This window comes from Marisediminitalea alba (genome assembly GCF_002993365.1).
GTDB lineage: Bacteria > Pseudomonadota > Gammaproteobacteria > Enterobacterales > Alteromonadaceae > Alteromonas > Alteromonas alba.
Map to the genome: position 1 here is coordinate 33,066 of NZ_PVNP01000188.1, position 24,784 is coordinate 57,849.

At 48.7% G+C, this 24,784-nt stretch carries 22 protein-coding genes; 14 read left to right on the plus strand and 8 right to left on the minus strand.

Features of this window, described 5'->3' with window-relative positions:
* Positions 1-29 precede the first annotated feature (29 nt).
* From clpX to C6Y40_RS16975, 4 genes are all read left to right on the plus strand, one after another.
* Positions 30-1,307, plus strand: coding sequence for an ATP-dependent protease ATP-binding subunit ClpX (gene clpX, locus C6Y40_RS16960; RefSeq protein WP_105935589.1), 1,278 nt, complete (start codon positions 30-32; stop codon positions 1,305-1,307).
* Positions 1,308-1,471: 164 nt separating this feature from the next.
* Entirely contained in the window at positions 1,472-3,832 is a 2,361-nt protein-coding gene (gene lon / locus C6Y40_RS16965; protein WP_105935590.1) for an endopeptidase La, read from the plus strand.
* 325 nt (positions 3,833-4,157) lie between these two features.
* On the plus strand, positions 4,158-4,430 hold the full coding sequence (gene hupB, locus C6Y40_RS16970; protein ID WP_073323035.1) for a nucleoid-associated protein HU-beta: 273 nt from the start codon (positions 4,158-4,160) through the stop codon (positions 4,428-4,430).
* 197 nt (positions 4,431-4,627) lie between these two features.
* Positions 4,628-6,514: a SurA N-terminal domain-containing protein gene (locus C6Y40_RS16975; protein WP_105935591.1), complete on the plus strand. Its 1,887-nt coding sequence runs from the start codon at positions 4,628-4,630 to the stop codon at positions 6,512-6,514.
* Between the two features lie 75 nt (positions 6,515-6,589).
* Here C6Y40_RS16975 and C6Y40_RS24825 read toward each other — a convergent pair whose 3' ends face one another.
* From C6Y40_RS24825 to rpsT, 6 genes are all read right to left on the minus strand, one after another.
* A complete protein-coding gene (locus C6Y40_RS24825) occupies positions 6,590-6,760 on the minus strand; it encodes a hypothetical protein (protein ID WP_164464615.1) in 171 nt (56 codons plus the stop codon).
* Positions 6,761-6,853: 93 nt separating this feature from the next.
* Complete coding sequence (locus C6Y40_RS16980) at positions 6,854-7,963, minus strand: acyltransferase family protein (protein WP_105935592.1); 1,110 nt, start codon at positions 7,961-7,963, stop codon at positions 6,854-6,856.
* A 105-nt stretch (positions 7,964-8,068) separates the two neighbouring features.
* The gene (locus C6Y40_RS16985; protein ID WP_105935593.1) at positions 8,069-8,626 is read right to left on the minus strand and encodes a DUF5655 domain-containing protein; all 558 of its coding nucleotides are present in this window, start codon (positions 8,624-8,626) and stop codon (positions 8,069-8,071) included.
* Between the two features lie 126 nt (positions 8,627-8,752).
* Positions 8,753-10,471: a bifunctional ornithine lipid synthase OlsF gene (olsF, locus tag C6Y40_RS16990; protein ID WP_105935594.1), complete on the minus strand. Its 1,719-nt coding sequence runs from the start codon at positions 10,469-10,471 to the stop codon at positions 8,753-8,755.
* 100 nt (positions 10,472-10,571) lie between these two features.
* Positions 10,572-11,372 (minus strand): UDP-2,3-diacylglucosamine diphosphatase, encoded by an 801-nt coding sequence (locus C6Y40_RS16995; RefSeq protein WP_105935595.1) that lies wholly within the window; start codon positions 11,370-11,372, stop codon positions 10,572-10,574.
* Positions 11,373-11,541: 169 nt separating this feature from the next.
* On the minus strand, positions 11,542-11,805 hold the full coding sequence (gene rpsT / locus C6Y40_RS17000; protein ID WP_105935667.1) for a 30S ribosomal protein S20: 264 nt from the start codon (positions 11,803-11,805) through the stop codon (positions 11,542-11,544).
* Between the two features lie 291 nt (positions 11,806-12,096).
* Between rpsT and C6Y40_RS17005 the strand changes: the two genes are divergently transcribed.
* From C6Y40_RS17005 to ispH, 7 genes are all read left to right on the plus strand, one after another.
* Complete coding sequence (locus C6Y40_RS17005; protein WP_105935596.1) at positions 12,097-12,537, plus strand: CBS domain-containing protein; 441 nt, start codon at positions 12,097-12,099, stop codon at positions 12,535-12,537.
* A gap of 107 nt (positions 12,538-12,644) precedes the next feature.
* Positions 12,645-14,204 carry a murein biosynthesis integral membrane protein MurJ gene (gene murJ / locus C6Y40_RS17010; protein WP_105935597.1) on the plus strand — a complete coding sequence of 520 codons (1,560 nt, stop codon included), beginning with the start codon at positions 12,645-12,647 and terminating at the stop codon, positions 14,202-14,204.
* A gap of 79 nt (positions 14,205-14,283) precedes the next feature.
* Positions 14,284-15,228, plus strand: coding sequence for a bifunctional riboflavin kinase/FAD synthetase (gene ribF / locus C6Y40_RS17015; protein ID WP_105935598.1), 945 nt, complete (start codon positions 14,284-14,286; stop codon positions 15,226-15,228).
* A gap of 44 nt (positions 15,229-15,272) precedes the next feature.
* The gene (gene ileS, locus C6Y40_RS17020; protein ID WP_105935599.1) at positions 15,273-18,095 is read left to right on the plus strand and encodes an isoleucine--tRNA ligase; all 2,823 of its coding nucleotides are present in this window, start codon (positions 15,273-15,275) and stop codon (positions 18,093-18,095) included.
* The gene (gene lspA, locus C6Y40_RS17025) at positions 18,088-18,597 is read left to right on the plus strand and encodes a signal peptidase II (protein WP_105935600.1); all 510 of its coding nucleotides are present in this window, start codon (positions 18,088-18,090) and stop codon (positions 18,595-18,597) included. The genes ileS and lspA overlap by 8 nt, the downstream gene beginning before the upstream one ends.
* 22 nt (positions 18,598-18,619) lie before the next feature.
* The gene (gene fkpB, locus C6Y40_RS17030) at positions 18,620-19,069 is read left to right on the plus strand and encodes an FKBP-type peptidyl-prolyl cis-trans isomerase (protein ID WP_105935668.1); all 450 of its coding nucleotides are present in this window, start codon (positions 18,620-18,622) and stop codon (positions 19,067-19,069) included.
* A gap of 19 nt (positions 19,070-19,088) precedes the next feature.
* Positions 19,089-20,033, plus strand: coding sequence for a 4-hydroxy-3-methylbut-2-enyl diphosphate reductase (gene ispH, locus C6Y40_RS17035; protein WP_105935601.1), 945 nt, complete (start codon positions 19,089-19,091; stop codon positions 20,031-20,033).
* A gap of 60 nt (positions 20,034-20,093) precedes the next feature.
* On the opposite strand, the gene C6Y40_RS25435 is transcribed toward ispH, so the two are convergent.
* Positions 20,094-20,459 (minus strand): type IV pilin protein, encoded by a 366-nt coding sequence (locus C6Y40_RS25435; RefSeq protein ID WP_105935602.1) that lies wholly within the window; start codon positions 20,457-20,459, stop codon positions 20,094-20,096.
* Between the two features lie 258 nt (positions 20,460-20,717).
* Here C6Y40_RS25435 and C6Y40_RS17045 point away from each other — a divergent pair, with 258 nt between their 5' ends.
* Genes C6Y40_RS17045 through C6Y40_RS17055 form a run of 3 tightly spaced genes read left to right on the plus strand, consistent with a single transcriptional unit; the run spans position 20,718 to position 24,149 of the window.
* Positions 20,718-21,344, plus strand: coding sequence for a prepilin-type N-terminal cleavage/methylation domain-containing protein (locus C6Y40_RS17045; RefSeq protein WP_105935603.1), 627 nt, complete (start codon positions 20,718-20,720; stop codon positions 21,342-21,344).
* Complete coding sequence (locus C6Y40_RS17050; RefSeq protein ID WP_105935604.1) at positions 21,334-22,458, plus strand: pilus assembly PilX N-terminal domain-containing protein; 1,125 nt, start codon at positions 21,334-21,336, stop codon at positions 22,456-22,458. The genes C6Y40_RS17045 and C6Y40_RS17050 overlap by 11 nt, the downstream gene beginning before the upstream one ends.
* 8 nt (positions 22,459-22,466) lie before the next feature.
* Entirely contained in the window at positions 22,467-24,149 is a 1,683-nt protein-coding gene (locus tag C6Y40_RS17055) for a PilV family protein (protein WP_105935605.1), read from the plus strand.
* Position 24,150: 1 nt separating this feature from the next.
* Here the strand turns inward: C6Y40_RS17055 and C6Y40_RS17060 are convergent, their stop codons facing one another.
* The gene (locus C6Y40_RS17060; RefSeq protein ID WP_105935606.1) at positions 24,151-24,672 is read right to left on the minus strand and encodes a GspH/FimT family pseudopilin; all 522 of its coding nucleotides are present in this window, start codon (positions 24,670-24,672) and stop codon (positions 24,151-24,153) included.
* Between the last annotated feature and the right edge of the window lie 112 nt (positions 24,673-24,784).

Here is a 24,784-nt window from a genome sequence, read left to right on the forward strand (position 1 = left end):
TTTGCCGGGCAGTCTAGAGGCAAGAATTTATGAGCGATAAACAAGGCAGCGATAGCGATAACAAACTTCTGTATTGCTCGTTTTGTGGCAAAAGTCAGCATGAAGTCAGAAAACTGATTGCAGGTCCGTCTGTATTCATTTGTGACGAGTGTGTTGAGCTTTGTAATGACATTATTCGTGAAGAAATTAAAGATATTTCTCCGAATAAGGCAAATCAAAACGCGTTACCGAAACCACAGGAAATTCACGAGCATCTGAATGACTATGTGATCGGTCAGGACCACGCCAAAAAGGTGTTATCGGTCGCGGTATACAACCACTATAAACGTCTGCGTAACGGCGACGTACATGATGGTGTAGAGCTGGGCAAGAGTAACATACTCCTGATTGGCCCTACTGGTAGCGGTAAAACGTTACTGGCAGAGACCCTGGCGCGACTGCTGGATGTTCCTTTCACTATGGCAGATGCCACCACTCTGACCGAAGCCGGTTACGTGGGTGAGGATGTTGAAAACATCATTCAGAAGCTATTACAGAAATGCGATTATGATGTAGAGAAAGCCCAGCGTGGTATTGTGTACATCGATGAAATCGACAAGATCAGCCGAAAGTCTGATAATCCGTCTATCACCCGTGACGTCTCCGGTGAAGGTGTGCAGCAGGCGCTGTTGAAACTGATTGAAGGAACCGTTGCATCGGTGCCTCCTCAGGGCGGACGTAAGCATCCACAACAAGAGTTTTTGCAGGTAGATACCTCTAAGATCCTGTTTATCTGTGGCGGTGCGTTTGCTGGTCTGGATAAGGTCATTGAACAACGTTCTGCACAAGGCAGCGGTATGGGCTTTGGTGCACAAGTGAAATCCAAAGAAAACAAACAGGCAGTGTCGCAACTGTTCAAGCAGGTAGAGCCGGAAGATCTGGTGAAGTACGGTCTGATCCCAGAGTTTATCGGTCGTTTACCGGTTGTGACCAGCCTGGAAGAGCTCAACGAAGAAGCACTGATTCAGATTCTGAAGGAACCGAAGAACGCCATTACCAAACAGTATGGTGCTTTGTTCGCAATCGAAGATACTGAGCTTGAGTTCCGCGAAGACGCGTTATTCGCGATAGCGAAAAAAGCGATGCAGCGTAAAACCGGTGCCCGTGGTCTGCGCTCCATCGTAGAAGCAGTGCTGCTAGAAACCATGTATGAGTTGCCTTCAATGGACAACGTGTCTAAAGTGGTTATCGATGAAACAGTCATCCGCGGTGAATCGAAACCCATCCTCATTTACGATAACGCTGATAAGAAAGCGGCAAGTGAATAAGAAAAAATGCAAAAGGCCCTAATTAAAGGGCCTTTTTTGTATCAATTATTCAATGTTTTGCGCTATCTTGGAACAAGATTAAGTAAAACAATGACAGACTGATTGAACTTTGTCTGCCTATCCCCATATAAACACTCATTAATAGAAAAAGTTAGAGAAGAAGTATGACGTCAGAGCGAGAAAATCGCATTGAAATTCCTGTATTGGCCTTACGGGACGTGGTTGTGTACCCCCATATGGTCATACCTTTATTTGTTGGACGAGAAAAATCCATTCGTTGCCTGGAAGCGGCCATGGACAGCGACAAACAGATCTTTCTGGTTGCGCAAAAAGATGCAGGGGTCGATGAACCCGATACCGATGATATTTATTCTGTAGGCACCATCGCCACCATTTTGCAGTTACTCAAGTTACCTGACGGTACGGTCAAAGTATTGGTAGAAGGTAATGTGCGCGGCGAAATCGCAGAATACAACCAAACCGAGCCTTATTTTATCGCGGGCATTAACCGCACGGCTGACAAAGACCTGCCTGAAAGTGAACAGGAAGTGCTGATACGTTCGGCGGTTTCGCAATTCGAAGGCTATGTAAAACTCAACAAGAAGATCCCACCTGAAGTACTCACTTCATTAAATGGGATCGACGATGCTGCTCGTCTGGCCGACACCATGGCAGCGCACATGCCGCTTAAGCTCGTCGAAAAACAGAAAGTGCTGGAGATGAAAGGCGTGAACGAGCGTCTTGAGTACCTCATGGCACTGATGGAAGGCGAGATTGATTTACTCCAGGTTGAAAAGAAAATCCGTACCCGGGTTAAAAAGCAAATGGAGAAGTCCCAGCGGGAGTATTATCTCAACGAGCAAATGAAAGCCATTCAGAAAGAACTGGGTGAGCTGGACGATGCTCCGGATGAGTTTGAAGCGCTGAGCAAGAAAATTGAAGAGGCCAAAATGCCTGCCGAGGCTGAAGAAAAAGCCAAAGCCGAACTGCAAAAGCTGAAGATGATGTCGCCGATGTCTGCTGAAGCAACCGTGGTACGTAGCTATATCGACTGGCTCACCAGCGTGCCATGGCACAAGCGCTCAGCCGTGAAAAAGAACCTGGCGAAGGCTGAAGAAATCCTCAATGCCGATCATTACGGCCTGGAAAAAGTCAAAGAACGTATTATTGAATACCTTGCCGTTCAGCAGCGAGTGCGCAAACTGAAAGGCCCCATTCTTTGTCTGGTAGGCCCGCCAGGGGTTGGTAAAACCTCGCTCGGCCAGTCCGTTGCCAAGGCCACCGGACGTAAGTACGTGCGCATGGCGCTGGGTGGAGTACGTGATGAAGCCGAAATTCGCGGTCACCGCCGGACCTACATTGGCTCATTGCCGGGCAAGCTGATCCAGAAAATGGCCAAGGTAGAAGTAAAGAATCCGCTGTTCCTGCTTGATGAAATCGACAAGATGTCGTCAGACATGCGCGGCGACCCGGCATCTGCACTGCTGGAAGTGCTCGATCCGGAACAAAACAGCAGCTTCAGTGATCACTACCTTGAAGTCGATTACGACCTGTCAGACGTAATGTTTGTTGCGACTTCAAACAGTATGAATATTCCAGGGCCGTTACTAGACCGGATGGAAGTCATTCGTCTGTCTGGTTACACCGAAGATGAAAAGCTCAACATTGCTACCCGCCATTTAATTGGTAAGCAAATCGAGCGAAATGGCCTTAAGAAAAACGAACTTGAAATCGACGACTCAGCGATTATTGGCATTATTCGTTACTACACCCGCGAAGCAGGGGTACGTTCACTGGAACGCGAGATCTCCAAGGTTTGTCGTAAAGCTGTAAAAGATATTCTGCTGAACAAAGCCACCAAGAAAGTTGTGGTCACCCAGGAGAATCTTAAAGATTACCTCGGTGTGCAGCGCTTCGATTACGGGAAAGCCGACAAGAACAACCAGATTGGCCAGGTTACAGGCCTTGCCTGGACTCAGGTTGGTGGCGATCTGTTAACCATCGAAACCACTTCGGTTCCGGGTAAAGGTAAAATGACTTCTACCGGATCATTGGGCGATGTGATGCAGGAGTCTATTCACGCCGCCATGACCGTGGTGCGTTCCCGTGCAGAGAAATTGCGTATTAACAGTGATTTCTACGAGAAACGGGATATCCATGTTCACGTGCCGGAAGGGGCTACTCCTAAAGATGGTCCGAGCGCTGGTATTGCTATGTGTACTGCGCTGGTATCTTCATTAACCGGTAACCCGGTGAAATGTGAAGTGGCAATGACCGGTGAAATTACTCTGCGTGGTGAAGTACTGGCCATTGGCGGCTTAAAAGAAAAGCTTCTGGCGGCTCACCGTGGCGGTATCAAAACCGTTGTGATTCCAAAGGAAAACGAACGAGATTTGGAAGAAATTCCGGATAACGTAAAACAAGATCTGGACATTCATCCGGTACAATGGATTGACGAAGTTCTGGATATTGCGTTGCAAGAACCGGTCGAAAGTTTTAAACCGGTTGCACTGGACGGCGAATAAATCATCAGTAAACACCGCTGAAGCGCGCGCCAATGCTGCGTAGCAGCGGTTTCATTGGACCTTTTGGTTAATTTTTATCCATATGGTGTGACAAAAGCCGTTTTTTTTAACTTTAGGGGCTTCAAAGTCCCAAAAGTTGTGTTACCTTAACTGCTGTATTCGCTTGAAGCCTTGTCACTAAAGGGATGGCAGCGATTCAACAATAAGTTAAAAAATTGTAAAGTGAAGCTTGATGTTAATCTTCAAGCTTGCTATAACGTCTGAGCAATGAACTGATTATTGTTTTGCGGACGAGAGCATAATAACAAACGAAGGGGATCTAATTGTGAACAAGTCTCAACTCATCGACAAAATCGCTGCTGGTGCAGATATTTCTAAAGCTGCCGCTGGCCGTGCACTGGATGCTTTCACTGACGCGGTAACAGACGCGCTGAAAGAAGGCGACCAGGTAGCTCTGGTTGGTTTCGGCACTTTCTCTGTAAGAGAGCGCTCTGCACGCAGTGGTCGTAATCCTCAAACTGGTGAGACTATCGAAATTGCTGCAGCTAAAGTACCTTCTTTCAAAGCAGGTAAAGCACTGAAAGACGCTTGTAACTAAGCATTAGATATTTTTTGAAAAGGCGATGGTTTACCATCGCCTTTTTTATTGCTGTAAGCAAAGGAATGCCTCTTCAGCATTCTATCGGGGTAAGTATTAAGCTATAATCCCCGCTTATTTGTTCCGCCGGCCCCCGATTGTATTACGGGTAGCTACCGGCCGGAAAAGTTGTAATGCAACGGAGTTAAAATCGAGTCATGCTAGAAAGGATCAGAGAAGGTTCTCAAGGCCCATGGGCGATGGCGATTATTGCCCTGATCGTATTGAGTTTTGTATTTGCTGGGGTTAGCAGCTATGTGTCTTCATCAGGCAGCTCTGCCGCCGCTGAAGTTAACGGTGAGCCAATCAGCCAGCAGGATGTTGAACGCGCCTATCAGGCACAACGTGCCCGTTTGGAAGCGCAGTTTGGTGAAGGGATCAGCGCCTTATTCAGCGATGAAAACTATCTGCGTGATTTCCGCATGAACGTGCTGGATCGCCTGATTGCCGACACATTAATTGAACAGAAAGCTAAAGAGCTGGGCATGCGGGTGTCAGATAAGCAAATCCGTGATGCTATTACTGCAATGCCCGAGTTTCAGACCGAAGGTAGTTTTGACAACGAACGCTATTTAATGCTGTTGCGTCAAAATGGTTTCCAGCCCAGTGACTTCCGCGATTATATGCGCCAGCAAATGACCCGCGAGCAATTATCTCGTGCGGTGCAGGCCAGTGATTTCAGCTTGCCTGAAGAAGTGAGCTTAGCGCACCGCTTACAGGATCAGACGCGTAATGCCGATTATCTGATTGTAGACTCTGCGCCATTTGCCGCATCCGTCGAACTGAGCGATGAAGAGGTTCAGGCGTTTTATGACGAAAATATCTCGCGCTTTGATACCCAGGAAAAAGTGAACCTGGCCTATGTTACGCTGGCGGTAGAAGACCTGAAAGCTGACGTATCGGTAAGCGAAGAGGAAATCGAGCAGGAATACCAGGACAACATCGCGTTGTATAAAACGACAGAAGAGCGTCGTGTATCGCACATCCTGATCGAGTTTGGTGATGACAAGGACGCGGCTAAAGAAAAAGCCGAGTCACTGTTAGCCGAAGTTGAGCAAGGTGCCGATTTTGCCGACCTGGCCGAAGCTAATTCTGCCGATACGTTTTCTGCTGAGAATGGCGGTGACCTTGATTTTATCACTGCCGGAATGATGGATCCGTCGTTCGACGAAGCCGCTTTTGCTATCAGTAACGTTGGTGAAACCTCTGAGGTTATCGAAACTGAATTTGGTTACCACATTATCAAGCTCACCGATATGAAGCCGGTAGAAACTACTCCGCTGGCAGAAGTACGCGACGAGATTGAAGCGCAACTGCTTACCGACAAAGCGACCGATGAATTCTTTGCCCTGCAATCAGAAATGGCTAACCTGGCGTTTGAAGTGCCGGATACCCTTGAAGACGTTGCTGGTGCAGTGAATGGTAAAATTAAGGAAACCGGTTTAGTCACCGCTTCAGCGGTACCCGCGGCGCTTAATGTCCCAGCCGTAACCAGCAAAATGTTCGATCCGGACTTTATTGCCGAAGGGCTGAACAGTGACGTTATTGAGCTAAGCAATGACGAAGTAGTAGTCATCCGTGTAGTAGGTCATGAGCCACAGCGTACTCAGGCACTGGATGAGGTCAGAACACAAATTCTCGCGCAACTGCGCGCCCGTAAAGCGCAGGAAGCAGCAGCAGAGTGGGCTGACAACGTAGTAGAGCAGGTACAGGCTGGCGAGTCACCTGAACTGACTATTGGTGATGTCACCCTGGAATGGCAAAGTAAAGAAGCCATTGCGCGTAACAGCACCGAGCTACCACGTAATCTGGTAGACACCGTGTTTACCCTGAGTACTGAAGAGGGTAACAACCTCGAAGTGGCTAAGCTGGGTTCAGGTGATGTTGGTGTAGTACGCCTGACGGCAGTGAACATGCCTGAAGCGCTGGGTGAAGAAGAATTAGACAGCCTTAATCAGCAGCTGATGACCAATTACAGCCAGGCTAACTACCAGAGTTTTGTGGATTCATTACGCTCAGCAGCTGATGTAACGGTTAATCTCTAAACCTTACGCTTTGTTCAGATAAACAAAAAGCAGGTCTCAGACCTGCTTTTTTTTTGTTTAACTGAAAACCCGGTGTTAGTGAGTGACAAAGTACATAAAGGTGAAAAAGACGGCGATGACCGAAGAGATCACCAGAATATACTTAAACCCCTGTTTGCCGTCAGCCACACTGTAATTGTTAGCCTTTAAATACCCAAACCATAATACGCTCAGGATAAGAGGGATTAAGACAATAATTTTTAGCATAATAATGTTATCCGCTAAACAAACCTAAAATCGATACGTTAAGTGTTTCGTGATGGACCAATAATATCAAGCACTAATCGAGGATTAACCTATTCAGGCGCGTTGCTTCAAACCAAATGCAAGCCGTAACCAGGTAGTCGGCCGAATCAAAAAATAACACAGGCCGGCGGTGAGGGTAAAAGCCAACACCAGTACACTCAATGATTTTAGCGTAATACCGGCATCCCACTGAACGATATAGTAAGCAAGCACCACTATGACCGTCTGATGCAAAATATAAAACGGGTAGATTAACTCGTTAGCCTGGCGCAACCAGGCCGGGGAGTTATTCAGGTAGTGTCCGGCATAACCCAGCAAAACCAGCATGCCTGCCCAGGAGAGTAACGCTGTTAATGCCCACCAGATTTGCCACCTGACGGCAAGTGAGCCAATAGAGCTGAAGTCACCCAGGTAGTAGATATAGAACACCAGGCTGCTGACTATAAACCCATACAGATTGAATCGACGATGGCGGGCAATTGATTGCCAGATTGCCTGGCGGGACATAAACAGCATTCCTGTGATAAAAAACACCAGATAGAACACCGACACCGACAGGTTCTCGATAGCCCCGTCCTGCTCGGGATAATTGAGCTTTAAAATGCACCTTACAGAAATAAGAACCACGCCAGACAGCATAAGACCAAACGGGCGATGCGACAGCTTCTCAAAGGCTCCAAGTAGCGTTTGCCCGGGAGATGTATCCAGCGCCTTTTTTAACGGGGTAGCCAGGAGCATAAAAATGATCAGAAACTCAATAAACCACAGGTGTTTGTTATCGAAGATCAGCAATCGCTGCTGGTAGGCGTCGAGCAGTGAAGCATACTGCTCAGGGGCTTCAAAATAAGCCTGAGGAGGCGTAATAAACATCATTGCCAGCAACAGGGGCAGTAACAGCCGCTTTGACTTGCTGAGTAAAAATGCCGTACTGCTGACCCGGTTGAGCAGAATAATGCTGCCAGCCCCGGCAATCAGAAACAAGACCGGTAACCGAAGCTGCTCAAAATAGACCATAATATCATCGAGTAATTTGCTCGACTCACTATTCATAATGTGCCAGTTATCACCGTTGAACGGCATGAATACATGGTGCATAAACACCGCGACAATCAGTATCACGCGCAGCCAGTCGAGCTCTGCATAACGTTGGGGGGTTACTTCCATGAATACCGGTTCCTGCATAAATAGGTCAAAGGGTTGCAATCCCTATGCTATCTAAATTTCGGCTGTTTATTGGTTGGATGTATGTAAGTAATTGTAAATATTTATTTATTCTGCTTCCTGATAGGCTGTGTTTAACCAGCTTATGAGCTCATCGTCAATCTGCTCTGGTGCCGTAACACGCACTCTGAAGGGCGTCATTTTACCTGGCGGCAGCTTCTCCAGCCTGTTGCCTTCACTTAATGAGCGACTGTTTATGCCTAATTCTACCGCGGTTTTGGTTGCCGGGCCAATCATGGCAAATTGTTTACTTCTGCGATAGCTGATGTAAGTTTTCTTGGGCGCGGTTTCAAAAGCACCAAACGTATTCAGCGCTTCCAGTAACGCTTCATGGATGGGGCGCAAGTGCGCTTTGTTACCAGCATAGATGAGGTCCATTGGCGGCGTATCAGTATCGCCAGGATTTGCCGCCTGTTTAGCCATGTGCGCAATAAGGTTGGCATTGCCATGGCCTAATCCTAAATCGGCCTTGAGCATTTTCACCACATCGGTGTGTTTGGTCAGGCCGCTACTATTCACCAACGAACATAATTCACTGAGTGATTTACCGGTGGCTTTTTCAATGTTCTGGATCTGGGTTGCCTGAGCCTGCTCCATGCTTGCCATATCATTAACCCTTCGAAGTTGGCTGGAATGGTTACTATAGCAGTGCCGTAGGTTTTTGCGTAATGTCAGATATCAGAGGAGAAGGGCCAACGGATTTCTATAACCGTTGGCCCTGAGCAACACAAGTTAAGCCGTTTTCTCGAACTGATGGCACTGGATATAACGTTTGCGTTTCTTCGGCAATAACTTGTCGGCGTCAACGACCACCAGACCATCCACACAGTCGCAGAAGTCCGGGTCGATGTTGAAGTCCAGAAAGGCCACGCCGTCGTGCTCGCAGACTTCGGTATATTGCTTATACAGGGTGGGCACGTTCACTCCCATATTGGCCAGCAGATGTTTAAGCTGAGTGAACTCTTTCTTGTAGTCCTCGCCTTTAAACTCGGTCAGTGTATCGGTGGGGAGGGAAAAGGGGATCTTTGCCTCGGCCTCACCAAATCTGGCCGGGAAGTGGGTCGCATAAAACTGCACAATAAGCTGCTTGGCTGGCTGTGGATAATTATCGCTCAGACTCACTGGTCCGAACAGATAGCGATAATGTGGGTAGCGGGTTAAAAACGCGCCAATACCGAACCACAGGTAATCGAGGCTGCGCTTACCCCAGTAACGGGGCTGTACAAAGCTGCGGCCAAGTTCCAGGCCCTGTTCAAACAGCTGCGGATTATGTTGTGCGTAATCAAACAAGGTGGCTGAGTATAAGCCCGTTGGATGGTCGGGGTTACTCAGAATTCGCGCATCACCAAAACGGTAGGCACCAACAATTTCCAAATCGTTTTCATCCCACAGGATAAGGTGATAATAGTGATTATCGTACTTATCGATATCACGACGGTGCAAAGTACCTTCACCAACAGCGCGAAACGCAATTTCACGTAGACGGCCAATTTCACGCATGATCACCGAACTGCCCTGATGCAGGTATAAATAGATATGTTTGCCATCAGAAGTTTCGCCTAAGTGCTCACACTGGCGTATAGCTCGAGAGAGCTCCTTGCGGTCTTCAGGCATGGCAATGGCCGCCTGAGTCGCAAAAATTCCCTTACGATTAGTACCCACACGGTACAGATGACGTTTAAACAGTTTTACCTGATCAGGTAGCGAGATGCTCAGTGACTGGTAGCTGGAGAAGGGGATCAGCTCGCCAATGCGCATCGGCAGTGACTTACGCCGTTGTTTGAACATTTCTTTCACCAGCAGCGCTGTCGCCAGTGGCTTATAAACCATAGACACACCATAGAATAACGGCGAATTTTTAGCATCAATAAATATCGGCAGGATGGGGGCTTTGGCCTGCCTGGCGATGCGCAAAAAGCCATTATGCCAGTGGGTATCGCGTACACCCTGTGGTCTGAGTCTGGAGACCTCGCCGGCAGGAAATATTAATACCGCGCCGTCGCCAGCCAGGTGCTCGTGAATGGCAGCCAAATGTTCTTTGCGGGTGCCGCCCTGCATATTGTTAACCGGCAGCAGCATATCCCGAAGTGGTTCAATAGCCATCAGCATCTGGTTGGCTACCACCTTTAAATCATGGCGGATTTCGGAGATCAGTTTGATTAGCGCCAAACCATCAATGGAGCCAATCGGGTGATTAGCAATGATCACCACGCGGCCCTCACTTGGGATGCGTTCCCGTTCGGTGTCCCGCACCGAGGTGCTGACATTAAAGTATTCCAGTACCTGCTCGACAAAATCGATATCGTGGTAGTGAGGGTAGGTCCGTCCGAAGTCTGCGATTTCCCTTTCGTGCAGTAAATGACGCAGTGCAAAGCGCAGGGGTTTGCTTAGCAGGCTGTGCTTGGCGACCTGCGGATAGTACTCATTGAGCAATTCATCAACAGTAAACATATTCAGTACACTTCAGGTTATTTCGCCACACGATAGCAACCGTTTATGACGATATGCTCACAGTTGTATTGCAGTTCCTTTACAGATACGCCTGGCAGTATCAGGCGGCTTTGCCGGTTTTTACAAAGTCTGCCAGGACTGACACATTACCGGAGTGCTTGAGATACTCATTAAAGTGAATTAGTGAGAGCTCACCACTATTATCTTCAACCAGTGCCGAGCAGTTTTCTATCCAGTCGCCATCGTTAATGTAGTGGATACCATTCACCATTAACGACTCAGGGTGGTGTATATGGCCACAGATAATCCCGTCGAGCCCTCTTTCTGCGGCGTGGCGGCAACCTGCTGCACGGTAGCGTTCGATAGCTTTATTGGCGCCCTTGATGTGCTTTTTAATGTACCCGGCCAGCGACCAGTAGTGATTGTTACGCCAGGTTCTGAAACGGTTATACCAGCGATTAAGAAATAACAGTAAGTCGTAGGCTTTATCCCCTATCCAGGCGTGGAATTTGCCGAGGGTTACATCGGCATCGAACTGATCGCCGTGCAATACCAGGTAGCGTTTACCATTGGTTGTGGTGTGCACCAGTTCACGCTCAATAGCGATATCACCAAAGGCCATACCTGAGTATTTTTGAATGGGCGCATCGTGGTTGCCTGGTAAATACACCACGCGGGTGCCACTATTGCTCATTTGCATGAATTTGTGCATGACCTGGTTGTGGGTATCCGGCCAGCGAAACTGCTTTTCCATTTGCCACATATCGACGATGTCGCCCACCAGATATAAGGTATCCACCGAAATGCTATGTAAAAACTCAAGCAGGAATTCTGCTTTACAGTCTTTATTACCAAGGTGAATATCGGATAACCATACAGCTTTATAGTGGAGTTTTGCCATCACATTTTCCCGGCCAATCGCAACTGGTGAAGTGACTTGCACTTTACTAATAGGGCTTGACAGTTAGGTGACGGACCTTTGACTGTTCGATGACGAGTTGTTGAAGATTAAATGACAGGCATAAAAAAAGCGCCGAAGGCGCTTTTTTAAACTAAACGTCAGTGGGTGATTAACCCAGCGCTTTAATTTGCGCAGCCAGACGGCTCTTATGACGTGCAGCTTTGTTCTTGTGAATCAAACCTTTAGAAGCCATTCTGTCAAGAATTGGAGTTGCAGCAGACAGTGCAGCCTGGGCACCTTCTTTATCACCAGAGGCGATAGCCGCTACTACTTTTTTAATACTTGTACGAGTCATGGAGCGACGGCTGGCATTATGCTGGCGACGCTTTTCGGCTTGAATTGCACGTTTCTTAGCAGACTTAATGTTAGCCAAGGTGTAACTCCCAAAAAAATTCATGTCAAAAACGAGGGTGCGGATTGTGCCTAGCTATCGGCTAATTGTCAAACAATTTATCGCAGCTAAACGTAACTTTCTTCCGCATGGCGCGTAGTATACCTGAGTATGGCCCTCGGGCTCCAGTAAATATTCGCTGACATTGGTCGTTGACGCAGGTCAATAGCTTGTCTGCACAACCGGCGATAATGGTCTACAGTAATCGGAGTAAACCGATAGTAGAGCGGTAAATCTCTGAAATGATAGCTAATAAATAACAGGAGTAGGTGAATGTTAACCGTTGCCGATATTATGACCTGCCCGGTAATGCAATTGCATGAAGGGAATACCTTACACGATGCCCACTATATCACCCGTCATCGCGGCATTCGTCATTTACCCGTGGTAAATAAAGATACGCAAAAAATAATAGGTGTGGTCACGCAAAAAAGCCTGATTGCCAAAGTGATGAGTCTGATGGTGCTGTACGGTAACGAGGCACTGGAGCAGCATGAGAAGCAGACCAATATCATGGAAGTGGCGGTATGTGATTTTGATACCGTTAAAGCCGAGGAAACGATTCAGGAAGTCGCGCCTTTCTTTTTACGCAATAAACACGGCTGTTTACCCGTGGTGGATGACGACAACCATGTTATTGGTATCGTTACCTCAACGGATTTCGTTAACCTGTCGATGATGCTGATTGACAAACTGGAGCGATTAGAAAGCTAAATATCCCTGATATCCCAATTATTCATTGATTTCATTGTGGTTACATAAGGTACAATAACGGCACATAAGTCGATTAGGGTGTCAGCAGGGCACCGAAAGGGAAGTGTGTGTCGAAGAAATTAATTAAGTCAGGCCTGATTGTCAGTACGATGACACTCCTTTCCCGGGTGCTGGGTTTAGTCCGGGATGTAGTTATTGCCCGCCTGATGGGGGCAGAAGCCGCCGCTGATGTATTCTTTTTTGCCAACAAGATCCCTAATTTCCTGCGTCGCCTCTTCGCCGAAGGGGCGTTTGCCCAGGCCTTTATCCCGGTACTTACCGAAGTCCACGCCGAACAAGACGAACAAAAACTCAAACAGTTTGTGGCCCATGTGTCGGGCACCCTTGGTGCAATAGTATTTGTGACTGCGCTGATTGGGGTGGTCATTTCACCGGTGATTACGGCCATGTTTGGGGCCGGCTGGTTTATTGATTATCTGAATGATAAACCTGACGGCGCAAAATTCGAACTGGCCAGCGCCATGCTTAAAATCACCTTCCCGTATATTGCGTTTATATCACTGACCGGCCTATCCGGCGCAATTTTAAATACCCTTAACAAGTTTGCCGTGGCGGCCTTCACGCCGGTATTGCTGAATATTTGTATTATCGCCTGCGCTTATTTATTGGCTCCAGCTATGAGTGAGCCGGCTTATGCGCTGGCGTGGGGGGTGTTTATTGGTGGCATTGTGCAACTGGGTTTTCAGCTACCGTTTTTGTTTCGCGCCGGTTTATTGGTTAAACCCAAATGGGGGTGGCGCGATCCGGGGGTGGTAAAAGTCAGGACGCTGATGATCCCGGCGTTGTTCGGTGTATCGGTAGGGCAGATAAATCTGCTGCTCGATACGTTTATTGCCAGCTTTCTGGTCACCGGGTCGATAAGCTGGCTGTATTATTCAGACCGCTTGTTAGAGTTTCCGCTGGGGTTATTTGGCATAGCCATCGCCACCGTCATTTTACCTACGCTTTCTCGCAATCATGTGGGGAAAGACGAGCTGGGATTTTCCGGTAACATGGACTGGGCGGTCCGCATGGTGAGCTTACTGGGGGTCCCTGCGGCGGCGGGCCTGGGGTTTCTGGCAGAACCGATACTCTCGGTAATATTTCAGCGCGGTGCCTTTACGGCCGAAACCGCGCGCATGGCCTCATACAGTTTAATGGCCTATGCGTTTGGCCTGCTCAGCTTTATGCTGGTTAAGGTGCTGGCTCCAGGCTATTACTCGCGTCAGGATACTAAAACACCGGTTAAAATTGGTATCTGGTGTATGGCAGCCAACATGCTGTTTAATCTTATCTTTGCCATCCCTTATGGCTATGTGGGTCTGGCAATAGCCACCAGTTTGTCTGCCACGCTGAATGCTGCGTTGCTGTATATCGGTTTAAGCCGGCAAAAAGTGTATGTTGTGAGCCGTCTTACCCTGGGGTTTGTGGCTCGGGTGATGTTTTCAACCTGCGCCATGGTGGCTGCTATTTTGTGGATGCAGCAGGGCGTTGACTTTACCGGCCTGGCCTTGCGCGACAAAATCGTGTCCCTTACGTTAACCATTTTGCTGTCCGTTGCCGTGTTCGGCGGCTGCCTGTTTAGTTTTGGCATTCGCGTCCGTCATTTCAAATCCAAGGCCTTTTAGCGATTGGTATTGCTGGCCGGGTAGTTTATAATCGCCGGCTTTGTAGCATATTCATCTCAACAAAAGGTTGCTGTAAAACGTGGAGCTAATCCGGGGCCTTAACAATTTAAAAGATCATCATCACGGCTGTGTCCTGACCATCGGAAAGTTTGATGGAGTTCATCTTGGCCATCAGGCGGTGCTGGCTAATGTTATTGAACAAGCCCGCAGGCTGTCTTTGCCTGCCACTGTGATGGTGTTTGAACCGCATCCGGAAGAAGTCTTTACGCCGGACACGGCGCCTGCCCGAATCAGCCCGCTGGCCGAAAAATATCAGCTACTTAAAGCGCAAGGGGTAGACCGCCTGTTGTGTGTACGTTTCAATGCACAATTTGCTGCCCAGTCGCCGGATGAGTTTATAGAGCATCTGCTGGTCGACAAGCTGGGTGTGAAATTTCTGGTGGTTGGCGATGATTTTCGCTTTGGTAAAGGTCGTCAGGGCGATTTTTCCCGCCTCGAACAGGCCGGACGGCACTTCGGCTTTGAGGTGGTCAGCACCCAAAGTTACCGCATGGAAGACTGCCGGATAAGCTCTACGGCTGTGCGCGAGGCGCTGGCTGAGGGGAATTTTAGCCTGGCTCATACCATGCTTGGCCGTTCGTTTTTTATCTCCGGTCGGGTGATTCACGGCGAGAAAAAAGGGCGCACAATAGGCTTTCCTACTGCCAATGTGTTGCTTAACCGTTGCCAGACACCCATTACCGGCGTGTTTGCAGTGAAGCTGAATATCGACGGTACGCTCTACACCGGTGTAGCCAATATCGGCTCAAGACCCACGGTAAACGGCCAGCGCAAGCAACTGGAAGTGCATATTTTTGACTTTGCCGGTTCCATTTATGGTCAGCATATTACGGTAGTTCCGGTGGCCAGAATCAGAGATGAACAGCGCTTCAGCAGTCTTGAGACACTTCGTGAGCAAATCGCCCTCGATGTTACTAAAGCCAAACAAATTTTAATGAATAACGACGACCTGGTGCAGGTCTGAACCCGGGATAACTCCCGATAACGTGGACGGATAGAACAATAGCTATGAGTGATTACAAAGCCACATTGAATTTGCCGGAAACCGCCTTCCCTATGCGAGGGAACCTGGCGCAACGCGAACCGCAAATGTTGAAAAGCTGGGAACAAGACGGCTTGTATCAGCAGATTCGCCAAGCCAAAGCCGGTAAAACGCCATTTGTGCTGCATGACGGCCCTCCTTACGCCAACGGAAATATTCACATTGGCCATGCCGTTAACAAAATCCTCAAAGATATTATTGTTAAGTCCAAAACCTTAGCTGATTTTGATGCGCCTTATGTGCCTGGCTGGGATTGCCATGGTCTGCCTATCGAACTGATGGTAGAAAAGAAAGTCGGCAAGCCGGGTAAAAAGGTCACCGCTGCGCAGTTTCGTCAGAAATGCCGTGACTATGCGCAAAAGCAAATCGACGGTCAGATGACCGACTTTAAACGCTTAGGCATTCTTGGTGAGTGGGCGAAGCCCTACAAAACCATGGATTTTGATTCAGAGGCGAATATTGTTCGCGCGCTGGGCAAAATCATTGACGCCGGCCACCTGGAAAAAGGCTTTAAGCCGGTTCACTGGTGTACCGATTGTGGATCTGCATTAGCCGAAGCTGAAGTGGAATACAAAGACAAAATGTCACCGGCCATCGACGTAAAATTCCCGCTGGTAGATGTTGACACTTTTGCCTCAGCTTTTGATCTTAGCAGCGAAGAGCTGGCCGCGCATAAAGCCGGCGTTGTGATCTGGACAACCACCCCATGGACACTACCAGCCAACCTGGCGGTAAGCTTACATCCTGAACTTGAGTATTCACTGGTTGAATTTGGTGATGATGCCCAGTGGCTGATGCTGGCGACTGATTTGGTAGAAAGCTGCATGCAGCGTTATGGCGTTGAAGAATATAAAACCGTGGCAACCTGTTTAGGTCAGGCGCTGGATAAAGCTAAATTGCAGCATCCGTTCCTCGATAAAACATCGTTAATCGTATTGGGTGATCATGTGACTACCGACGCGGGTACGGGCTGCGTACATACTGCGCCGGCTCACGGTGTGGACGATTTTAACGTCTGTAAGCACTATGATATTGAGGTTTATAACCCGGTAGGTAACAACGGTGTTTATCTTGAAAACACGCCGTTGTTTGCCGGTATGCACGTATTTAAAGCCAATCAGCCCATCATTGATACCCTGGCTGAAAGTGGCAATCTGGTGCTGAATGTGAACTTTGAGCACAGCTACCCCCATTGCTGGCGCCACAAAACGCCGATTATCTTCCGCGCCACGCCGCAGTGGTTTATCAGCATGGACAAACTGGGTCTGCGCGAGCAGTCACTGGAACAAATCCGCAAAACGGAGTGGATCCCGGAGTGGGGGGAAAACCGCATTACCAAGATGGTAGAAGGCCGTCCCGACTGGTGTATTTCACGTCAGCGCACCTGGGGTGTGCCGATCCCGCTGTATATCCATAAAGTTAGCGGCGAGTTGCATCCTGAAACGGCCAGCCTGATTGAGAAGGTAGCGACAGAGATTGAGAAAACCGGCATTCAGGCCTGGTGGGATATCGATGATGCGGCACTGTTAGGCAGCGATGCCGACCAGTACGACAAAGTCACCGATACGCTGGACGTCTGGTTTGACTCCGGTGTTACCCATTTCTTCGTGGTGGACTGCCGTGACGATATCCCGGCTAAAGCTGATCTTTACCTGGAAGGGTCCGATCAGCACCGCGGCTGGTTTATGTCGTCACTGATGACCTCCACCGCTATGCACGGTCATGCGCCTTACCGTCAGGTACTCACCCACGGCTTTACGGTTGACGCTCAGGGCAAGAAGATGTCCAAGTCACTGGGCAACGTGGTAGCGCCACAGGAAGTTACTAACAAGCTGGGCGCTGACATTCTGCGCCTGTGGGTTGCTTCAACAGATTACCGCGGAGAAATTGCGGTATCTGATGAAATCCTTAAGCGTGCGGCCGACAACTATCGTCGTCTGCGTAATACTGCCCGTTTCTTACTGGCTAACCTCAATGGCTTTAACCCTGAAACTGATGCGGTACCGGAAGCCGAGATGGTTGCACTGGACCGCTGGGTAGTGTCACGGGCTAAGCAGTTGCAGGCCGAAATCATCGCCGATTATGAAAAATACGACATGCTGCTGGTATCACAGAAACTATCTCACTTCTGCTCTATAGAGCTGGGCAGTTTCTATCTGGATATCATCAAGGATCGTCAATACACCGCCAAAGCCGACAGCGTTGCACGTCGTTCATGCCAGACTGCGCTGTATCACATTGTTGAGGCATTGGTACGCTGGATGGCGCCAATCACCAGCTTTACTGCGCAGGAAATCTGGCAGGAACTGCCAGGCAACAGAGCGAAATTTGTGTTTACCGAAACCTGGTACCAGGGCTTTAATGACTTTGGTCAGGATGACACCTTTAACGACGCTTACTGGAAACAGGTAATGGTGGTTAAAGACGCAGTTAACCAGGCGTTGGAACAGGCGCGTAAAGCACAGCTGCTGGGCGGTTCACTGGAAGCCTCTGTAACCCTGTATGCCGACGAAACGCTTAAGGGCCAATTGGAGCAACTGGCCGATGAACTGCGCTTCGTATTGCTTACCTCTGGTGTGGAGGTGGCGGCACTGGTCGATAAGCCGGCGGATGCTAGTGCAACCGAACTGGAAGGGCTGTTTGTGAGCGTAGCGAAAAGCAGTGGTGAAAAGTGCGTGCGCTGCTGGCACGTACGCGACGATGTGGGCTCTCACAGTGAGCACCCTGAACTGTGCGGCCGCTGCGTAACTAACGTGGATGGTGACGGGGAAACGCGCCACTATGCCTAAGTTTATTAGCGAAAGCGGCCTGCGCTTTTTATGGATAAGCGTGATCACGGTAGTGCTGGACCTCTGGAGTAAATACGCCGTGATGGACAGCATGGCATTGTATGAGTCTGTGCAGCTGGCGCCGTTTTTCAATTTCACTTATGTGCATAATTACGGTGCCGCATTCAGTTTTCTGCACGACTCAGGCGGCTGGCAGCGGTGGTTTTTTACTGCTATTGCGGTAGCCGTTTGTAGCGTGATCCTGTGGTGGCTCAAGCAAACGCCTAAGCAACACAAACTGCTGCCGGTAGCCTTTAGTTTTATTCTGGGCGGCGCACTGGGTAACGTGTACGACCGGATTGTGCATGGTTATGTCATCGATTTTCTCGATTTCTACGTAAATGACTGGCACTGGCCGGCATTTAACCTGGCCGACAGTGCTATTTTTATTGGCGCTGCCCTGCTTATCTGGGACATGCTAACCAGTAAAGAAGACAACACATCAACCAGTAGCGCTAATTAACCTGAACGTAGAGAGAGTGACCGTGAGCGAAACATCAAAAGTGATTGGCGATAAAAGCCAGGTTATTATGCACTTTGACCTTAAACTGGCCGACGGTTCTGCCGCCGACAGTACCCGGGTAAACAAAAAGCCAGCCAAGCTGGTGATGGGCGATGGCAGCTTAACGCCTAATTTTGAAGCCTGTTTATTGGGACTGTCAGCTGGCGACAAAAAATCCTTTGAGCTGGCACCGGAAGACGCCTTTGGCCAGCCTAACCCGGATAACGTGCACCATATGGATAAAAGCCGTTTTGCCGCTGACATGACCCTGGAAGAAGGCATGATTATGGCCTTTGCCCAACCCGATGGCAGTGAAGTGCCGGGGATCATTCGCAGCATCGCCGGTACCTCCGTAACGGTGGATTTTAATCATCCGCTGGCTGGACAAACCGTGATCTTTGATGTTGAAATCATCGATGTTATCAACACTTAGACTTGAGTAAGGGCGTACCATGCAAATTCATTTAGCTAATCCCCGTGGCTTTTGTGCCGGTGTAGACCGCGCCATTACCATTGTTGAACGGGCACTGGAAATTTTTCAGCCACCTATCTATGTGCGCCACGAAGTGGTGCATAACAAGTTTGTGGTAGATGGACTGAAAGAGCGCGGCGCTATTTTTGTGGATGAGCTGGATGAAGTACCAGACGATAACATCGTCATTTTTTCTGCCCACGGCGTCTCGCAGGCCGTGCGCAAAGAAGCCGAACGTCGTGGCCTGAAAGTATTCGACGCTACCTGTCCACTGGTTACCAAGGTTCACCTTGAAGTCACCCGCGCCAGCCGCCGGGGCACCGAATGTATTTTGATTGGCCACGCCGGGCATCCGGAAGTGGAAGGCACCATGGGGCAGTACGATAACCCTGAAGGCGGTATCTACCTGGTGGAGTCCAGTGACGATGTACAAACGCTGGAAGTAAAAAACCCCAATGCACTTTATTATTGCAGTCAGACTACGTTATCGGTTGATGATACCGCCGACGTGATCGACGCCTTGCGTGAACGTTTTCCGGCCATTGAAGGGCCGCGTAAAGATGATATTTGTTATGCCACTCAAAATCGCCAGGATGCCGTGCGCGAGCTGGCTCAGGATTGCCAGGTGTTGCTGGTGGTGGGCGCGCAAAACAGCTCTAACTCAAATCGTTTACGCGAGCTGGCGGGCAAAATGGGTGCACAGGCACATCTGATCGCCGATGAGAACTGTATCCAGCGCGAGTGGCTCGATGGCGTTGAGCATATCGGTGTTACCGCTGGCGCATCAGCGCCTGAGGTACTGGTTAAACGGGTTATTCAGCGTTTACTCGACTGGGGAGCAGTAAAAGCCAGCGAACGTAGCGGTCGTGAGGAAAGTATTGAGTTTGCCGTGCCCAAAGAACTGCGGGTTAAACAGGTAAGCTAAAACAATTCCCGTCTTATGCTCGCAGCAGCGTCTTGCTTGCGAGCACTTCCCTGAATCGTGTTACCAGCAGTTGGCTGGGGTGCGATTCATTGACTCGTCGAGTGTCAGGGTTGTGCAACCCGTATCATTAGTCTGACTTCCTTTTGCTGTTGCGGTCAGCGTAAACGTGGTGGCACTAACGTTACTTACACTGAAAGTGTAAAAATCCGATGCCGGAATGCCGATATCCGCTGCGGCGCCGTAGGTAATGTTTTGCAGCCTGTAATTTTCCTGGCTCATATGCATTTGCATCAGTGCGGTCTGGGCATCCCCCCGTCTGGATTCTCTTACCTGCCCCTGATATGCCGGCAGAGCAATCGCAGCCAGAATACCCATTATCACAACGGCAATCATCAGTTCAAGTAGAGTAAATCCTGTTGTTTTCATCAGATAACTGTTCCCTGTAAAGCCAGTTGATTCATCGTTACTTGATACTCCAAATTTACGTCCTATCAGTCAACTGAACGCACGTACGGCTCTTATTCTAAAGCCAACGTTTGGTTGGCGACTATCTAACAACCATTCTTAAGACCAGCAGAAACAAGCTAAAACAGTATGCAGAATGAGTCATCACACGAGATACAGAGAGCTGCTTTTGTGAGGAGTTCGGTATGCGATGAGTACAACAGAGAGATTTATTGCGAAATGAATGTTAGATACCAGGGCGGGTACACCTTAATTGAAATTATGATTGCCATGACGCTGGCAGTTGGTTCTTTGGCAGCTGTGTCGTCGCTGGTGGGATATGGAGTGGGAGTTAACGGCAATTTACTTAGCAGTGCCAGGCTTAATGAAGAATTAGGCAACGTTTATGCGCTTATCATCGCAGACTTACGACGAACGGGTTATTCTGGAAATACCATGGCTATGGTTTCTCAGCCGGATGCTAACCCCTCGCCATTTAATCAATCTATCTCAATCAGCGAGTATCCCGGTGAAACTGCACAAAGCTGCGTATTGTTTAGCTACGACAGTAACGACAATGGCACACTCGACCAGGCCTCACCCAATGAGCACTTCGGCTACCGACTCCTTGATGGCACGGTAGAAATCCGCCGTAACGCTCTCGATTGCACCAGCAATGGTTGGGAAGACTTAACTGACGGTAGTGTCGTTAACGTTACGTCACTGAGGTTTGCCATTAACCAAACAATTCAACAAGGGATTGCCAGCACATCCGTAACGGTTTTTCTTAGTGGGGAACTATCGGCAAACGATAAATTATCAAGAACCTATGAAACCGTTGTGGTGGTCAGAAACTATGAAAGCTAAAACTACTACATTATCGGCTGAGAGAGGGGCAATTGTCCTGACTTCGGTTGTTTTATTACTCACCATGGCAGCTCTGGTGACTTTATATACCGGTCAGGTTAAGTCCTTTGAAAACCTGATTACTTTAAATGTACAAAATCGCCTTTTGGCATTTAACAGTGCAGAGGCCGGACTAATGAAAGCCTTAGGAATTTTGACGATAGAGCCTTACTGGGATGGTGCTCAGTTTACCGAGAGCCTGCCAGGGCAGGGCAGTTTCACCACTGCGGGGAGTTGGGAAGAAATACATCGTGAATCTACAACACAGCGCTTAATAACATTAGAGTCAGTCGGACAGTCACCTGACCGATTGTCCGCAGTGACGGTCACAGAACAAGCTTTGGTTTACCCTCTGGTGGCGAATCTACCGGATGCTCCACTTGTAGTGGCCGGCGGCATAGCTGCGGGAGGCAACTTTGAGGTGGTTGCCAATCCTGATGGTGGTGGTGTAGGAGTACCCTTGTCCATCTGGAGCGATTTGGATGTGGATTTGCTCAACGGCAGCGGCACCACCTGTAACCAGGAGTCCTTTGCGGAAGGCAACTGTAGCAGCGCCCCATATTCTCAAACCGCTCATCAGGGGCCGGATATTCTGGATAACGATGTTAATTTTCCGGACGATTTGCTTGAGTATATTTTTAATATACCGGCAAATCAGTGGGCATTACTGCGTAATGAAGCTGACGAAGTGTTATCGACTTGTACGTCGTTGGGAGCGGCAACATCGGGATTTATCTGGGTCGAGGGACATTGTTACGTCACGGCAAATACTTCGCTAGGCAACGATACTAACCCGGTACTACTCGTTGTTGCCAATGGCGATTTAACGATGAACAGTGGCTCCATAATTACCGGGCTGGTGGTGTCATTCAGAAAACCGACTACCGCTATGGATTATGAAATTTATATGGCCGGGGGAGCAAGAGTAGTTGGTGGAATGATTGCGAATCACGATTTAGGTCACGCGAATGGCTATTACCACTCAACCTATCATCAGGATGTCCTGACCCTGCTACAACAGCACAATGCGTTTCAACGGCTGGCCAGAGTGCCCGGTAGTTGGCGGGATTATTAGGAGGTTATATGCAGGTTCGCGGCTTCTCACTGGTTGAAGTTTTAATTGCTTCACTGATTATAATGCTTGGCGTTAGCGGCGTTGTGTCATTGCAGTCTGCATACATGCGAAGTGATGCGCAGACCGCTTATCGACATGCAGCCTTGCGATTAGCTCAGAATAAATTTAATGATCTGCGACAATTTGAAGCTATTGAAAGTGCGGCAGGGATGATTGCCTATGATGATATAGCTGATAATGTCGGTGGTACGATTAATCCTGGACAGGTAGATGTCACGCTCGGCACCGATGGTGAATTGCATTCATTCACCCGTAACTGGGAGGTTGAGGATAAGTATTTTAGCGATACCACCGGTGATGGTGTTGCCGACACCTGGATGGACAGATCCACCCTGCTTGGCAATGGCTTGCCATTACCGCCATCCCCGGCGCAAAAACAAGTGACGGTGACGGTTAAATGGGTTGATACCAAAGGTAACACCATGGCCATTGCAGTGGATGGGAATATAGCACCAGTATCCTTAGGGCACAGTTATCATGCAATTAATGAGTCAAATAACGTTAAAACGAAGCCGGAAGTGCCTTTCACACCAGGTACCGCGCCAGACGTAATATCCTATAGTCTTGGCAATAATCAAAGGGTGGAAGCCAGCAAACCGTTACCTGACAGGATTAACCAAGGGAGTAACCAAATTGTTGAATTGACTTCTTTTCGCTATGCCTCCAGCGGTCAGGTCAGCAAATTGCTCAAACAGGAGGATTTTTTGACCATTAACTGCAAATGCAAACTGGCTGGTAGCGGCAATGGTTATACCCCGGCAATGACGCTACTTGAAGGAGACGAGTTGGTAGACTCGCCAGGTTATCTGGAGATTAAAGATACCGGTGTGGTGGCCGATAATCAGCAACCTGCCCACTGCAATGTATGCTGTCGGGACCATCATGACAACATGAATATGGTTGCCAGTGAAGCTTACTATCGCCTGGAAGGGGGCTTACCTCACAGTCACTATGACTCAGTTGGAGGAGGAAACTTCACTAAAGCCACGCAGGTCGGCGACACCTATATCGAGAATTGTCGATTTAAACGCATTAACGGCTTCTATGAGCTCTACCCCGACTGGCAACTTGTCGATATCGTCGCATTTGAAGCATCCTTTTTAGACACCCAAACAGCACTGGACGATTACCGGTCTTATACGACTGAGTTAATGGCTAGCAAAATCAGTAATTCACCTTTTTCATCCAGCCTGGCTAGTCGTTCCTTACTGGTACCGCCTGGTGATTATCAACTGATTGCCAGAGGGATTTATTTGGATAGGATGACAAGCTCTCACCTTGCCGCGGTGCAAGCGAAGCTGGCAGCAAATGATCCGCTATGGCAGCAGATAGTGCCATTTTATGACATCAATCTTACTCTGTTGGCCAGCTGGCACGCAGATAACCCGGTTATTGCAACGGTCACTAGCGAGACTATGGACACCGTTATCGATCCAGTGAATCACTACTACAATACTTACAGCCGTGGTCGAGTGACAGGTATCCAGGATGGTGTTACGAATATCAACGTAGGTAGCTACGGTGGCAATGCCGGGATCGCCAGCACTCTGCCTTTATCACCTGATGAATATTATCAGTTTTATTCAGACTACATCCAGGTCCAGATAGATAGCAGCGTAAGTGCGCCATAACTCAGCATTTAGGGTAGTGCGAAATAGCCTGATTAAGCGCACAAATCCTTACCCTGCCAGTATTGCTCACGATAACTTTGAAATCCTGCTCGGCATTAGTCAGCGTGACCGACCCTGCATATCCTTGCGCAAGCCCCCGCGGAGGTGAAAACCGTGACTGGTTGTTATGGGCAAAAGTAGAGGCCGCCAATTGAACAAAACGAAATTCGTCATATGAGGTCACTTTTTCGACACCATCAATGGTACAAGATTGCGAGCTCTGACAATTGCAGGTTGCCTGGTCAGTAATACCTATACACCAGTACTGACCATCGACAATATCTAGCTGAATATCTTGTTGCTTGGCGATTGCCTGATGTCGTGCAGCCTGTATCTGAAAATATACCAACTGAACCGCTCCTTTTAATTCAATGGCTTTTAGCATGGTACTGAAGCTTTGCACGCTCTGGCTGGCAATGATTGCCACGATTGCTACGATTATGAGTAATTGAACCAGTGAAAATCCGTGCTCGCGAGCAGTCATTTTTCATTCCTTTCAATTAATTGACGTGAGGTTACAGTGTATCTTGCACACTTTGACAGGTGACCTGATCTGAAGAAGGGTAAATAGAGTTACATCCGGGAATGGTTAAAAT

What these genes read in the sequence shown, in the direction of transcription:
- clpX (WP_105935589.1), top strand. Translation starts at nt 30, where the DNA reads ATGAGCGATAAACAAGGCAGCGATAGCGATAACAAACTTCTGTATTGC.
- lon (WP_105935590.1), top strand. Translation starts at nt 1,472, where the DNA reads ATGACGTCAGAGCGAGAAAATCGCATTGAAATTCCTGTATTGGCCTTA.
- C6Y40_RS16975 (WP_105935591.1), top strand. Translation starts at nt 4,628, where the DNA reads ATGCTAGAAAGGATCAGAGAAGGTTCTCAAGGCCCATGGGCGATGGCG.
- C6Y40_RS24825 (WP_164464615.1), bottom strand. Translation starts at nt 6,760, where the DNA reads ATGCTAAAAATTATTGTCTTAATCCCTCTTATCCTGAGCGTATTATGG.
- C6Y40_RS16980 (WP_105935592.1), bottom strand. Translation starts at nt 7,963, where the DNA reads ATGGAAGTAACCCCCCAACGTTATGCAGAGCTCGACTGGCTGCGCGTG.
- C6Y40_RS16985 (WP_105935593.1), bottom strand. Translation starts at nt 8,626, where the DNA reads ATGGCAAGCATGGAGCAGGCTCAGGCAACCCAGATCCAGAACATTGAA.
- olsF (WP_105935594.1), bottom strand. Translation starts at nt 10,471, where the DNA reads ATGTTTACTGTTGATGAATTGCTCAATGAGTACTATCCGCAGGTCGCC.
- C6Y40_RS16995 (WP_105935595.1), bottom strand. Translation starts at nt 11,372, where the DNA reads ATGGCAAAACTCCACTATAAAGCTGTATGGTTATCCGATATTCACCTT.
- C6Y40_RS17005 (WP_105935596.1), top strand. Translation starts at nt 12,097, where the DNA reads ATGTTAACCGTTGCCGATATTATGACCTGCCCGGTAATGCAATTGCAT.
- ileS (WP_105935599.1), top strand. Translation starts at nt 15,273, where the DNA reads ATGAGTGATTACAAAGCCACATTGAATTTGCCGGAAACCGCCTTCCCT.
- lspA (WP_105935600.1), top strand. Translation starts at nt 18,088, where the DNA reads ATGCCTAAGTTTATTAGCGAAAGCGGCCTGCGCTTTTTATGGATAAGC.
- ispH (WP_105935601.1), top strand. Translation starts at nt 19,089, where the DNA reads ATGCAAATTCATTTAGCTAATCCCCGTGGCTTTTGTGCCGGTGTAGAC.
- C6Y40_RS25435 (WP_105935602.1), bottom strand. Translation starts at nt 20,459, where the DNA reads ATGAAAACAACAGGATTTACTCTACTTGAACTGATGATTGCCGTTGTG.
- C6Y40_RS17045 (WP_105935603.1), top strand. Translation starts at nt 20,718, where the DNA reads ATGAATGTTAGATACCAGGGCGGGTACACCTTAATTGAAATTATGATT.
- C6Y40_RS17050 (WP_105935604.1), top strand. Translation starts at nt 21,334, where the DNA reads ATGAAAGCTAAAACTACTACATTATCGGCTGAGAGAGGGGCAATTGTC.
- C6Y40_RS17055 (WP_105935605.1), top strand. Translation starts at nt 22,467, where the DNA reads ATGCAGGTTCGCGGCTTCTCACTGGTTGAAGTTTTAATTGCTTCACTG.
- C6Y40_RS17060 (WP_105935606.1), bottom strand. Translation starts at nt 24,672, where the DNA reads ATGACTGCTCGCGAGCACGGATTTTCACTGGTTCAATTACTCATAATC.